Source organism: Rhizobium sp. WYCCWR 11152 (genome assembly GCF_013087615.1).
In the GTDB taxonomy this organism is placed as follows: domain Bacteria; phylum Pseudomonadota; class Alphaproteobacteria; order Rhizobiales; family Rhizobiaceae; genus Rhizobium; species Rhizobium indicum.
This window is the reverse complement of sequence record NZ_JABFCP010000011.1, coordinates 703,636-716,975: the sequence shown is the minus strand read 5'-3', so window position 1 is coordinate 716,975 and position 13,340 is coordinate 703,636. Positions and strand designations below refer to the sequence as shown.

At 61.9% G+C, this 13,340-nt stretch carries 11 protein-coding genes; 1 reads left to right on the top strand and 10 read right to left on the bottom strand.

Annotated elements, in window-relative coordinates; translation table 11 throughout:
* Nucleotides 1-2: 2 nt before the first annotated feature.
* Nucleotides 3-809, top strand: coding sequence for an enoyl-ACP reductase FabI (gene fabI / locus G9X67_RS25130; RefSeq protein ID WP_131719769.1), 807 nt, complete (start codon nucleotides 3-5; stop codon nucleotides 807-809).
* A 96-nt stretch (nucleotides 810-905) separates the two neighbouring features.
* Here fabI and G9X67_RS25125 read toward each other — a convergent pair whose 3' ends face one another.
* The 10 genes from G9X67_RS25125 to rimP all read right to left on the bottom strand — a co-directional run bounded on the left by G9X67_RS25125 (nucleotide 906) and on the right by rimP (nucleotide 13,270).
* Nucleotides 906-1,922 carry a class I SAM-dependent methyltransferase gene (locus tag G9X67_RS25125; RefSeq protein ID WP_171599933.1) on the bottom strand — a complete coding sequence of 339 codons (1,017 nt, stop codon included), beginning with the start codon at nucleotides 1,920-1,922 and terminating at the stop codon, nucleotides 906-908.
* Between the two features lie 178 nt (nucleotides 1,923-2,100).
* Nucleotides 2,101-4,239 (bottom strand): polyribonucleotide nucleotidyltransferase, encoded by a 2,139-nt coding sequence (pnp, locus tag G9X67_RS25120; protein WP_138332081.1) that lies wholly within the window; start codon nucleotides 4,237-4,239, stop codon nucleotides 2,101-2,103.
* 349 nt (nucleotides 4,240-4,588) lie between these two features.
* On the bottom strand, nucleotides 4,589-4,858 hold the full coding sequence (gene rpsO, locus G9X67_RS25115) for a 30S ribosomal protein S15 (RefSeq protein ID WP_003544317.1): 270 nt from the start codon (nucleotides 4,856-4,858) through the stop codon (nucleotides 4,589-4,591).
* A gap of 152 nt (nucleotides 4,859-5,010) precedes the next feature.
* Entirely contained in the window at nucleotides 5,011-5,862 is an 852-nt protein-coding gene (locus G9X67_RS25110) for an alpha/beta hydrolase (RefSeq protein WP_138332082.1), read from the bottom strand.
* Between the two features lie 96 nt (nucleotides 5,863-5,958).
* Entirely contained in the window at nucleotides 5,959-6,891 is a 933-nt protein-coding gene (truB, locus tag G9X67_RS25105; RefSeq protein WP_003544320.1) for a tRNA pseudouridine(55) synthase TruB, read from the bottom strand.
* A gap of 13 nt (nucleotides 6,892-6,904) precedes the next feature.
* Nucleotides 6,905-7,309, bottom strand: coding sequence for a 30S ribosome-binding factor RbfA (gene rbfA / locus G9X67_RS25100; protein WP_138332084.1), 405 nt, complete (start codon nucleotides 7,307-7,309; stop codon nucleotides 6,905-6,907).
* 150 nt (nucleotides 7,310-7,459) lie between these two features.
* Complete coding sequence (infB, locus tag G9X67_RS25095; RefSeq protein ID WP_171599932.1) at nucleotides 7,460-10,213, bottom strand: translation initiation factor IF-2; 2,754 nt, start codon at nucleotides 10,211-10,213, stop codon at nucleotides 7,460-7,462.
* A gap of 101 nt (nucleotides 10,214-10,314) precedes the next feature.
* Complete coding sequence (locus tag G9X67_RS25090; protein ID WP_017989926.1) at nucleotides 10,315-11,007, bottom strand: RNA-binding protein; 693 nt, start codon at nucleotides 11,005-11,007, stop codon at nucleotides 10,315-10,317.
* Entirely contained in the window at nucleotides 11,004-12,605 is a 1,602-nt protein-coding gene (gene nusA, locus G9X67_RS25085) for a transcription termination factor NusA (protein ID WP_138332086.1), read from the bottom strand. The genes G9X67_RS25090 and nusA overlap by 4 nt, the downstream gene beginning before the upstream one ends.
* Nucleotides 12,606-12,664: 59 nt before the next feature.
* The gene (rimP, locus tag G9X67_RS25080; RefSeq protein WP_003544329.1) at nucleotides 12,665-13,270 is read right to left on the bottom strand and encodes a ribosome maturation factor RimP; all 606 of its coding nucleotides are present in this window, start codon (nucleotides 13,268-13,270) and stop codon (nucleotides 12,665-12,667) included.
* Nucleotides 13,271-13,340: the final 70 nt, after the last annotated feature.

Here is a 13,340-nt window from a genome sequence, read left to right as displayed (position 1 = left end):
ATATGACGGGAATCATGCAGGGTAAGCGCGGGCTCGTCATGGGCGTCGCCAACAACCACTCGATCGCCTGGGGGATTTCAAAAGCTCTCGCCGCACAGGGTGCGGAACTCGCTTTCACCTATCAAGGCGATGCGCTCGGCAAGCGCGTCAGGCCGCTTGCTGCCGAGGTCAACTCGGATTTCGTCCTGCCCTGCGACGTCGAGGACATCGCCTCGGTCGATGCCGTGGTCGACGCGATAAGCGAGCGCTGGGGCAAGCTCGATTTCATCGTCCATGCCATCGGCTTTTCCGACAAGAACGAGCTGAAGGGTCTCTACGCCGATACGACGCGTGAGAATTTCAGCCGCACCATGGTCATTTCCTGTTTCTCCTTCACCGAGATCGCCAAGCGCTGCGCTCCGTTGATGGAAGATGGTGGTGCGATGCTGACGCTGACCTATAATGGCTCGACGCGCGTCATCCCGAACTACAACGTCATGGGGGTTGCCAAGGCAGCGCTCGAGGCTTCGGTGCGTTATCTCGCCGCCGATTACGGCCCGCGCGGCATCCGCGTCAATGCCATTTCCGCCGGCCCGATCCGCACGCTTGCCGGCGCTGGTATCTCCGATGCGCGCGCGATCCTCTCCTGGAACCAGCGTAATGCGCCGCTGCGCAAGACCGTGACCATCGATCAGGTCGGCAGCTCGGCTCTCTACCTGCTCTCCGACCTTTCGTCCGGCGTCACCGGCGAAATCCACTTCGTCGACGCCGGCTTCAACGTCACCTCCATGCCAACGCTGGAAGCGCTGCGCAGGGCGGACGTCGAGTAAACGGCTACCCCATTTGAAACTCAAAGGCCGTGCGCAGATGATGCGCCCGGCCTTTTTGTTGTTCGATGATAGGATCAGCGTCGAAGCCCCGTAGGCTTATTTCTTCGCCCAGAGAACCTTGAACCGGGCGTTGCGGCAGGTTTCGCCGCTTTCCCTGAAATTTGCCGCCAGAACGGGCTCGTAAGGCAGGCCGCGATTGGCGACGAGCATCAAGCGGCCGCCGCCGCGAAGGGCGGATGCGGCCGTCTTGATCATTGCCTGGCCGAGCGCCGGATCGGCCGCGTGTCCCTCATGGAAGGGTGGGTTCATAATGACGAGATCGTATTTGTCTTTGACCGGCTCACCCGCCAGATCGTGCCAGAAGAAGCGTGCAGGCGCGTTCGGGCAGTTCTTAGCCAGATTATCCCTGGCAGCCTCCAGAGCCGCGTGGTCGGCCTCGTAGAGGTCGAGGCGCGTCAGTCCACGCGACTTCTGCGCCTGCTCGACGGAGAGATAGCCCCATCCGGCGCCGAAATCCGCAACGTCGCCGGTGAAATCCTCAGGCAGGCGCGAGGCGAGCAGCTCCGATCCGGCATCGATGCGGTCATGCGAGAACATGCCTGGAGTCGCTTGGAAACGACCGTCGACGCGCACCGGCGCCTTTGCCAGCTTGGAGATAATCTCGTCGGCATCCGCCGGCCGGCCAAACCAGAAGGCGAGGCCATGATATTTCGGCATATGGTCGACGGCGAGATTGAAACCTTCCATCCGCTTGCGCAGTGGCTGGATGCCGTCTTCCTTGGCGCCGGCAATGACGATCAGGCCGCCGAGCCGCGTGCGGGCGATCGCAGCGGCGAGATTGGCCTCGTTCTCGCCCTTGTGCTTGGTGCAGAGCACCAGAGCCGCATCGTAGTCCTCGCCGTCGATCTCCGGCTTCGCTTCGATCCGCTGCGCCAGCAGCTGGCGATAGAGCGGCCGGAAGCCCTGGACGGCGCTGAGCGAGGCGGCAAAGCCTTCCGGCAGCGCAAAGCCTGCCTCGGCGCCGAGGAAGAGCACGCGCTCGCCCTCGCCGGGCGCCGCGACTGTGCCGCTGGCAAAGGGATGGAACAGGGTCTTCAGCGTCTCGCTGCTCATGGTCTCGTCTCGTCTTAAAGCATGTCGCGCAAAAGTGTTCGGCGGTTTTGCGAGCACGACACACGCAAGACCGAAGACCTGAAGTGCGGTAAGCGATCTGAAGGATCGCGCCGCGCTTTAGGATACAAAAAAGGGCGCGGAAGCATCCCCGCGCCCGGTATTGAATCTGGAAGGCGGCTTATTCGGCCGCTTCTTCCTTCTTCTTCTCGTTCGGGATTTCCTGGCCGGTGGCCTGGTCGACGACCTTCATCGACAGGCGAACCTTGCCGCGTTCGTCGAAGCCGAGCAGCTTGACCCAGACCTTGTCGCCTTCCTTGACGACGTCCTGGGTCTTGGCAACACGCTCGGAAGCAAGCTGCGAGATGTGGACGAGGCCGTCGCGGGCGCCGAAGAAGTTGACGAAGGCGCCGAAGTCGGCGGTCTTGACGACCGTGCCTTCGTAGACCTGGCCGATTTCAGGTTCGGCAACGATCGAGTGGATCCACTTGCGGGCCGCTTCGATCTCCTTGCCGGAGGACGAAGCGATCTTGACGGTGCCGTCGTCCTCGATGTTGATCTTCGCGCCGGTCTTTTCGACGATTTCGCGAATGACCTTGCCGCCGGAGCCGATGACTTCACGGATCTTGTCGACCGGGATGTTCATGACTTCGATGCGCGGAGCGAATTCGCCGAGCTGGCCACGGCTTTCGGTGATGGCCTTGGACATTTCGCCGAGGATGTGGACGCGACCGCCTTGGGCTTGGCCAAGGGCGACCTTCATGATCTCTTCGGTGATACCGGTGATCTTGATGTCCATCTGCAGCGAGGTAATGCCGTCGGCGGTACCGGCGACCTTGAAGTCCATATCGCCGAGGTGGTCTTCATCACCGAGAATATCGGAGAGGACAGCGAAGCGATCGCCTTCCAGGATCAGACCCATGGCGATACCGGCAACCGGCTTTGCCAGCGGAACGCCGGCGTCCATCAGAGCGAGTGAGGTACCGCAGACGGTCGCCATCGAGGACGAGCCATTCGACTCGGTGATCTCGGAGACGACGCGCAGCGTGTAGGGGAACTGCTCAGGCGTCGGCAGCATCGGACGGATTGCGCGCCATGCGAGCTTGCCGTGGCCGATTTCGCGGCGACCCGGGGAGCCCATGCGGCCGGTCTCGCCAACCGAGTAGGGAGGGAAGTTGTAATGGAGCAGGAAGCGCTCCTTGTACATGCCCGTCAGGCTGTCGACATACTGCTCGTCTTCGCCGGTGCCGAGGGTGGCAACCACGATCGCCTGGGTTTCACCGCGGGTGAACAGCGCCGAACCGTGGGTGCGCGGCAGAAGACCGACTTCCGAAACGATCGGACGGACGGTTTCGAGGTTGCGGCCGTCGATGCGGCTCTTGGTGTCGAGGATGTTCCAGCGGACGATCTTCGCCTGCAGATGCTTGAAGATCGCGCCGACTTCTTCGGGTGTGTACCGGGCTTCGCCTTCCTCGGGGAGGAAGTGCGCCTTCACCTTCGCCTTGACGGCGTCGACGGCGGCGTAGCGGTCGGCCTTCTGGGTGATCTTGTAGGCTTCGCGAAGTTCACCTTCGGCAAGGCCGAGCATTTCGGTTTCGAGAGCGGAGTAGTCTGCCGGCTGGAAGTCGCGCGGCTCCTTGGCGGCCACTTCGGCGAGTTTGATGATCGCGTCGAGAACCGGCTGGAAACCCTTGTGGCCGAACATGACGGCGCCGAGCATGACGTCTTCGTTAAGTTCCTTGGCTTCGGATTCCACCATCAGGACGGCGTCATAGGTGCCGGCGACGACGAGGTCGAGGCTCGATTCGTCCATCTCGTCGAGATGCGGGTTGAGAACGTATTCGCCGTTGATGTAGCCGACGCGCGCACCGCCGACCGGGCCCATGAAGGGAATGCCGGACAGCGTCAGCGCAGCCGAGGTGGCAACCATCGACAGCACGTCGGGATCGTTTTCGAGGTCATGCTGGATAACGGTAACGACAACCTGCGTGTCGTTCTTGTAGCCCTCAGGGAAAAGCGGGCGGATCGGGCGGTCGATCAGGCGGGAAACCAGGGTTTCCTTTTCGCTCGGACGGCCTTCGCGCTTGAAGTAGCCGCCGGGGATCTTGCCGGCCGCATAGGTCTTTTCCTGGTAGTTGACGGTGAGCGGAAAGAAGTCCTGGCCGGCCTTCGGCGCCTTGGCCGAGACGACGGTGGCGAGAACGACGGTTTCGCCGTAGGTGGCGAGAACGGCGCCGTCGGCCTGACGGGCGATCTTGCCGGTTTCGAGTTTCAGCGGGCGGCCAGCCCACTCGATTTCCACTGTGTGTGTATCAAACATGTCTTGTCCTTCAATGCGGGAGCACGCGCCATCGCCGATATCAAGGCGCAGCGCACAGTCGACCGCAATCAATGTGACGTATCACGGGCAAGACAACGGGAGGCTTTTCATCCTCGGTTTCCTCAGGCGTTCCTGAGAAACCGGGCCAAAGCTCACTGACAAGCCTTGGCCGAAAGCATCCGGCAATCCTGCCCCATGACAGGTCAACGGTTGGTTTGGCAGAACCGGCCCATCCGGGTCTGCCGGTCTTTCCACCGCTAAAAGATAGGGCGCGGTTGGAACATTTCATCGGGAGCCGTGTCCCGAAACAGGATCCGGCGGGCGCTCGGAAAGCGCCCGCCGGACAATCTTAGCGGCGGATACCCAGGCTGGTGATCAGCTTGGAATAGCGGCCTTCATCCTTCTTCTTGAGATAATCAAGAAGCGAGCGGCGGCTCGAAACCATCGTCAGCAGGCCACGGCGGGAATGGTTATCCTTCTTGTGGTCCTTGAAGTGTTCGGTCAGGTTGTTGATGCGTTCGGTCAAGATCGCGACCTGGACTTCCGGAGAACCGGTATCGCCTTCAACGGTCGCATATTCCTTGATCAGCGCAGACTTGCGCTCAGCAGTGATCGACATCGGGTGATCCTTTCTAAGAGGAGGAGATTAAAGTCGCCAAAAGCCGGGATGTCGTCCAGCTTTGGCCGTGAATGCAAACGGGCGTACCCGATGCTGGCGCTGCCTATAAACCAAATATGGATCAATGGAAAGAGGGGTCGTCCTTGGCGGCTTCAACGGCCCGCCATGGCGCCTCGGATCATCCCGTCATAGGCTGCAGGATCCTGCAGCATGGCGAAATGGCTCACATCTTTCAGGATGACGAGTTTGGCGCCCGGAATCTGTTTTGCCATCATTTCCGTATGGTCGAGCTTTACGGCTTCATCATGATCGCCGATGGCAAGTGTGACCGGCACCGAGATCTTGCCAAGATCGGCGGCCGTCCAGGCCGGCTGGGTTGCCCACATTTCGGAGATCTGCTTGACGAAGGCGTCATATTCGTTCGGCGTCGGCGAAAGCTTCCGGTACTGCTCCCCGGCGACGTTGATGTAGTCGTTGAAGGTCTTATTGTCCATGACGTCAGCCTTGACGCCGTCTGTTGTGACGTTGGCTGCCTGGGCAATGACGCGGGTCAATTTTTCTGGGTGTTTCATCGCCATGTCGATGCCGATGATGCCGCCGTCCGACCATCCGACCAGCGTCACCTTGTCGATCTTCAGATAGTCAAGAAGTGCCACATAATCCGATGTCATCAGATCATAACCGAAGGGCTGCTGGCTGCGCGTCGAGCGCCCATGTCCGCGGCTGTCGGCAACGATGACCAGATGATCCTTGGCAAAATCGGCGACCTGGTGACCCCAGACCTCGGCATTTCCAAGACCGCCATGGATGAAGAGGATCGGGTCGCCTTCGCCGTATTCGGCGTAATACATCTTGATGTCGTTCACCTCGGCCATGCCGCTCGTCTTTGCCACCGGCATCGAAGGAAAGGCCGGAAGCTCGGCCCAGCGCTCGGCGGATTGAGCGCCGGTGACGGCAAGCAACATCGAAAAGAACGTCAGGATTCCGATAGCAGTTCCACGCATAGTCTTTCCCTCTGTCGGGGCCCCATGGCCCGACAGGGAAGATATCGCATCGCTACCGGCTGACAATCGCTGTCGTTGTCAGAAAGCCAGATAGGCTCAGGCGAAAACCCGCTTCGGGCGGAACTCCCCCTGGCCGATCTCGCCGATCGCGATCAGCTTGCCGCGGGCCGTCGCATAGGCTTCGCTTTCGGCAACCGGCGCATCGCGGCCACGCACCAGGATCGGGTTGCCCATCTTCAGCCGGTGCGCCTGGTCGTCATTGATGACCAGATGGGGCAGGGAGGATAGCGCTTCGCAGGTGTTGATCAGCAGCGCGTCGAGGGCCGCCAGGCGCTCGTCCATATCCTCGATCGCCTCCAGTGCCACGAGATCCGCAAGCGGCACCATGGCCTCTTCCGCGAAAGGCGCGACGAAGGTGCGCCGCAGCCCGGACACATGGCCGTAGCAGCCGAGCTCGCGGCCGAAATCGCGCGCCAGCGCCCTGACATAGGTACCCTTGCCGCATTCCACTTCGAAATGCGCGCTATCGGCGTCCGGGCAGGCGAGCAAGGTCAGCCGGAAGATATCGACCTCACGCGAGGGGATTTCGACGGTTTCGCCTTCTCGCGCCAGATCATAGGCGCGCTCACCTGCGATCTTGATAGCGGAAAACTGCGGCGGCACCTGGCTGATGGTACCGATATATCCAGGCAGAATATCGCGAATCTGCTGTTCGCTCGGGCGTTTGTCCGAACTCTTGGTCACCTCGCCCTCGAGATCGTCGGTCGCACGTTCCTCGCCCCAGCTCACCGTGAATTCATAGATCTTGCGGCCGTCCATCACGTAGGGGACGGTCTTCGTCGCGTCGCCGAGCGCGATCGGCAGCATGCCGGAGGCGAGCGGATCGAGCGTGCCGGCATGACCGGCCTTCTCGGCCTTGTAGAGCCACTTGATCTTGGAGACGGCTTCCGTCGAGCCGAAATCCACCGGCTTGTCGAGGATCAGCCAGCCGGAAATCGGCCGGCCTTTGGGTTTGCGTGGTTTGGACATGCGTCTCTTCTGTTTATTGTTCGTCATTATCGCCGTCGAGGTCGCGGCTCACCTCGGGCGAACGCAGCAGCTCGTCGATTTTCTTGTAGTTGTCGAAGCTGGTATCGTCGCGGAAGCGTACCTCCGGCATGTATTTCATCTGCCGAAGCTGCGGCCCGAGCCGGCCACGGATGAACCTTGCATGACGGTTCAACGCCTCGATGACGATGCTGTGGTCGGAAACGCCGAGCGGCGTCACATAGGCGGTGGCGATCTTGAGGTCCGGCGACATGCGCACTTCCGAGATCGAGATCACGGTCGCCTCGATGATTTCGTCACGCACTTCGCCGCGCTGCAGCACCTGGGTGAGAGCGGCGCGAACCTGTTCGCCAATGCGCAGCATGCGCTGCGAAGGCGCGGAAGAAGTTACTCTGGTCATTGTTATCTCTATTTGCCGATGCGGCTGGGAATCGAACCCGTCAAAGGAGAGCGTCCATGACTCTTTTGGTCCAAAAGGTCAAGTCAGCAGATGTCCGAAAGCCATCCGCCGGCTGGCGGATGGCTTTCGGAAAAGTTCAGGCGCAGCAGCTTAGAGCGTGCGCGTGATATGTTCGACGCGGAAGCACTCGATGACGTCGCCGGCGCGCATGTCCTCGTAGTTTTCGAAGGCCATGCCGCATTCCTGACCCATCGGCACTTCGGACACTTCGTCCTTGAAGCGCTTGAGCGTCTTGAGCTTGCCTTCGTGAACGACGACGTCGTTGCGGATGAGGCGGACGCCGGCACCACGTTCGACCTTGCCTTCGACGACACGGCAGCCTGCGACCTTGCCGACCTTGGTGATGTTGAACACCTCGAGGATCTCGGCATTGCCGATGAAGGTTTCGCGCCGCTCTGGAGACAAGAGGCCCGACATCGCTGCCTTCACATCATCCACGAGGTCGTAGATGATGTTGTAGTAGCGGATTTCGATGCCTTCGCGCTCGGCGAACTGGCGTGCCTGCGTATTCGCACGGACGTTGAAGCCGATGATGGCCGCGTTCGAGGCTTCGGCGAGCGAGATATCCGACTCGGTGATACCGCCGGCGCCCGAATGGACGATGCGGGCGCGGACTTCGTCGGTGCCCAGCTTCTCCAGCGCACCGGCAATCGCTTCGATCGAGCCCTGCACGTCACCCTTGATGACCAGCGGGAACTCCTTGATGCCGACGCTCTGGCGCTGCATCATCATCTGTTCCAGCGAACCGCGCTGTCCCGACTGGCGGGCAGCCGCCTTGTCGCGGGCCAGACGCTGACGATACTCCGAGATTTCGCGGGCGCGGCTTTCGCTTTCGACGACGGCGAACTTGTCGCCGGCCTGCGGCGTGCCGGAAAGACCGAGAACCTCGACCGGCGTTGCCGGGCCTGCTTCCTTCACATGGTCGCCCTTGTCGGTGACGAGAGCGCGCACGCGGCCCCAGACGTCGCCGGCGACGATGATCTGGCCGGGACGCAGCGTGCCCTTCTGGACGAGCACGGTCGCGACCGAACCACGGCCACGATCGAGCTGGGCTTCGATGACAGTGCCTTCGGCGGTCCGGTTCGCATTGGCCTTGAGATCGAGAATTTCCGCCTGCAGCAGGATCGCCTCAAGCAGCTTGTCGAGGTTCTTGCCGGTCTTGGCCGAAACCTCGACGTCAAGCACTTCGCCGCCCATGGATTCCACGAAGACTTCGTGCTGCAGCAGCTGGTTGCGGACCTTCTGCGGATCAGCCTCGTGCTTGTCGACCTTGTTGATCGCCACGATGATCGGAACACCAGCCGCCTTGGCGTGGTTGATCGATTCGATCGTCTGCGGCATCACGCTGTCGTCGGCTGCGACGACCAGGATCGCGATGTCGGTCGCCTGCGCACCGCGGGCACGCATTGCCGTGAAGGCGGCGTGGCCGGGCGTATCGATGAAGGTGATCTTCTGACCGTTCTGCTCCACCTGATAGGCGCCGATATGCTGGGTGATGCCACCGGCTTCGCCGGAGACCACGTTGGCATGGCGGATGGCGTCGAGCAGCGAGGTCTTGCCGTGGTCGACATGGCCCATGATGGTAACGACGGGCGGGCGCGAGACCAGTTCGCCATCGTCGTCGGACACGTTGAAGATGCCGAGTTCGACGTCGGATTCCGACACGCGCCTGACCGTATGGCCGAATTCGCCGGCGATGATTTCGGCAAGGTCGGCGTCGATGACGTCGCCCGGCTTCATCATCTGGCCTTCCTTCATCAGGTACTTGATGACGTCGACGGCGCGTTCGGACATGCGCTGCGACAGTTCCTGAATGGTGATGGTCTCGGGCAGAACCACCTCGCGGGAGATCTTCTCCCGGGTTTCCTGCATCTGACCGCGGCGGAACTTCTCCTGCCGGCGACGCATCGCCGAGAGCGAACGACCGCGGGCATTGTCCTCGCCGTCCACGTTGGCAGTGGTGATCGTCAACTTGCCGCGACGGCGCTCTTCATCCGTCTTCGGACGAGTCGTGACCGGCTTTGCGGGTTCCGGGCGAACGACGCGGCCACGGACCGGACCGCCGCGCGCTGCGCCACGATCGTCTTCTTCCTTTTCGTCGCGGCGGCCGCGAACGGCCCCAGGGACGGCAGCGCCGGCTGCCGGACGGGCAGCAGGTGCTCCAGCCGCATCGGGCCGGCGTGCGGCCGGTGCCGACGATGCGGGCTGCTGCGGCCGTGCGGCGTCGGTGCGTGCTTCGGCCGGAGCCGGTTCTGCGGCTGCCGGTTCAGCAACAGCGGGTGCCTCAGCCCGCCGGACGGCCTCTTCAGCGGCCCGGCGGGCAGCTTCTTCCGCTTCGGCTGCCTTGCGGATAACCTCTTCGGCGGCACGGAGCTTTTCTTCCTCGGCACGGCGGATCGCATCCTGGGCGTCACGCGCCTGGGAGTCGGCAAGCGCGCGGCGGCGGGCGTCCATCTCTTCCGGCGACAGATGGTTCAACACCACCGGGCGCGGACGATCGTTCTGGCGCGGCGGCTGGTGAGACTGCTGCGGCGGACGCTGGTTCGTCTGGTTGTTGTTGCCCTGCTGAACCCGCGGTGCCGGCGTCGGCTGCTGCGGACGCGCCTGCACGGGTGCGGGCGCCGGTTCGGCTGCGCGCACGGGGGCCGGCGGAGCGACGGGTGTGATCGGCTTTTCGTCTTCCGGGCGCATCGGGCGCCGCTTACGGGTCTCGACGACGACCGCCTTGGTGCGACCTCGACCCATATCCTGGCGAACGGTGCCCTGGCTCATCCCCGATGGTTTCAGGGTGAGTGTCTTTTTGCCCGCTACGCTGATTGTCTTGTCGTCGTTACTATCGGTCATTCGTTCCCGTTCCTTCGGACAGGGAGCGATGACTAGATCAGACCCTGTCGTTCAATACTGTCGATCAATGAGGATGGGACCGGCCGATGCCGGTGACCGCCTCATTGTTTTTGCCGGCCAGCGCCGCCCGCTGCCCGGGACTGACCGCCAATACGGTACTGTTCGAGCATCTTTGCGCGCTTCACTACACCTTCACCCGCCTGCCCTGCAAGCACTGCGGCATGGATAAAAGCATTCTGGCCCATCAGGCCTTCCATTTCGCTCTCCGAGAAGAGACGGAAGGAAGGTATCTCCTCCTCGGTCTCCATTCCGAGGTGCCAGGCCTTGCGGGCCTGGTCGATTTTCCGGACGCCATCGTCCGCTGCACCAGTCGCGTGGAACACCGCAAGGGCTGCTCCGCTTCTGACCGCGGCATCCACTTTCGAGGACCCGCTGACGAACTGGCCGGCTTTCCGCGCCATGTTCATCATCTGCATCAATTGCGCCGCGAGCAGCCGATCGACACTCGCGCCGAGATCGTCCGCCGCCTTTACATCCGTCTTCAGCGCGCGGGCGAAGAGCTTCTTCGCCACCGCCCTGTCGACCAGCGACCGGTCGATCTTCACCCAGCATCCGCGTCCCGGAAGCTCGCGCTTCAGATCGGCGACAACTGTTCCATCGGGAGCGGCGACGAAGCGGATCAGCTCTTCCGGCGATCCGCTTTCGCGCGTCACGATGCACATGCGTCCGTTCACGTCATAACCTGCAAGATCGTCGTCCTCGAGAGGAGCGTCCGGTTCATGCGCGGTCATCATGCTTCTTGTTCGGCTTCGGTGACCTCTTCTTCGGTCCCCTTCGCCAGGTCCTCTTGCGTGATCCAGCCAGCCGAAAGGCGGGCCTGGACGATCATCTGTTCTGCCTCGACGCGCGAGACGTCGAACTTCGAGAACAGGCCCTCGAACTTCTTCGTTTCGCCGTTCTTGCGTTCCGACCAGCCGACGAGATCGTCGGCAGCGCAACCGGCAAAGTCCTCGATCGACTTGATGCCGTCTTCGCCGAGCGCCACCATCATCTGGGCGGTCATGCCGTTGATTTCACGCAGTTCGTCCTGAACACCGAGCGCCTTGCGCTTCTCGTCCATCTCGGCTTCGAGACGCTCGAGGAATTCGCGGGCGCGCTGCTGGATTTCCTGCGCCGTCTCCTCGTCGAAACCGTCGATCGAAGAGATTTCGTCGAGATCGACATAAGCCAGTTCTTCGACCGCGGCAAAACCTTCCGAAGCCAGAACCTGGCCGACCATCTCGTCGACATCGAGCGAATCCATGAACAGATTGGTACGCTCGTTGAATTCCTTCTGGCGGCGTTCCGATTCCTCGGCCTCCGTCATGATGTCGATATCCCAGCCGGTCAGCTGCGAAGCGAGGCGGACGTTCTGGCCGCGGCGGCCGATGGCAAGCGACAGCTGCTCGTCGGGAACGACGACTTCGATACGCTCGGCATCCTCGTCGAGAACGACCTTGGCGACCTCAGCCGGCTGCAGGGCGTTGACGACGAAGGTCGCCGGGTCTTGGCTCCACGGAATGATGTCGATCTTCTCGCCCTGAAGCTCGCCGACGACGGCCTGAACGCGTGAGCCGCGCATACCGACGCAGGCGCCGACCGGATCGATCGAACTGTCGTTCGAGATCACCGCGATCTTGGCACGTGAACCCGGGTCGCGGGCGACCGACTTTACCTGGATGATGCCGTCGTAGATCTCCGGCACTTCCATGGTGAAAAGCTTCACCATGAATTGCGGATGCGTACGCGACAGGAAGATCTGCGGGCCGCGCTGCTCGCGACGGACATCATAGACGTAGGCACGGACGCGATCGCCATAGCGGACGTTTTCGCGCGGGATCATTTCGTCGCGGCGGATGATGCCTTCGCCACGGCCGAGATCGACGATGACGTTGCCGTATTCGACGCGCTTGACGGTGCCGTTGACGATTTCGCCGGTGCGATCCTTGAATTCGTCGAACTGGCGGTCGCGCTCGGCTTCACGCACCTTCTGCACGATCACCTGCTTGGCCGACTGTGCGGCGATGCGGCCGAAATCCATCGGCGGCAGCGGATCGGCGATGAAATCGCCGAGTGCGGCGTCCGGGTTGCGGTCGCGGGCCAGCTCCAGCGGGATCTGGGTCGAATAATCCTCGGCCTTCTCGACGACTTCGAGCAGGCGCTGCAGGCGGATTTCGCCGGTCTTCGGATTGATGTCGGCACGGATGTTGGACTCGGTGCCGTAACGGGAGCGTGCCGCCTTCTGGATGGCATCGGCCATTGCGGCCAGCACGATCTCGCGGTCGATGACTTTTTCGCGCGCCACTGCATCTGCGATCTGCAGAAGTTCGAGCCGGTTCGCACTGACTGCCATTGTCTTGTTTCTCCGTCTTTACTCCAGGGGTCCCGTCCCTGGAGCGGTCTGTTGATCGGTTATTCTTCGTCGTCCGCTTCGTTCTGGTTGGCGGCCTGGGCTTTCGCCAGCTTGTCGGCGCGCAACGCGTCGCGGATCAGGTCGTCGGTCAGAATGAGCTTCGCATCGCTAAGCGCCGTGAAGGGAATGGTGACCTTCTGCTCTTCCCCATAGGCGATCTGGTCACGCTCGAGCGTGAAACCATCTGTGCCTGCTTCGACGATCTTGCCGCGGAAGCGCTTGCGATTGTCGATCAAGATCGACGTCTCGCATTTCACAAGGTGGCCCTGCCAGCGGACGAAATCGGATTTCCGCACCATCGGACGGTCGATGCCGGGCGAAGACACTTCCAGATGATACTCTTTATCGACCGGATCTTCCACATCGAGGACCGGAGAAATCGCCATCGAGACTTCTTCGCAATCCTGAACCGTCATTGTGCCGTCGTTGCGTTCGGCCATGACCTGCATCGTCGCACCGTTCTGGTTCATCATGCGGACGCGGATAAGGCGGAAGCCCAGGTCGACGAGAACGGGTTCGATGATATCGGCAAGACGCTGGTCGAGCCCGGTTTCGGTTATCAGCCGCGGCTCACGTTCATTGTCTGCGTTTGTCAGATCCGACAAGCGGTGCGCTCCTCGCAATTTCATGCTTTTTCGGCGATCGCGCTAATAAAAAAGAGCGGGTCCTTGCGGC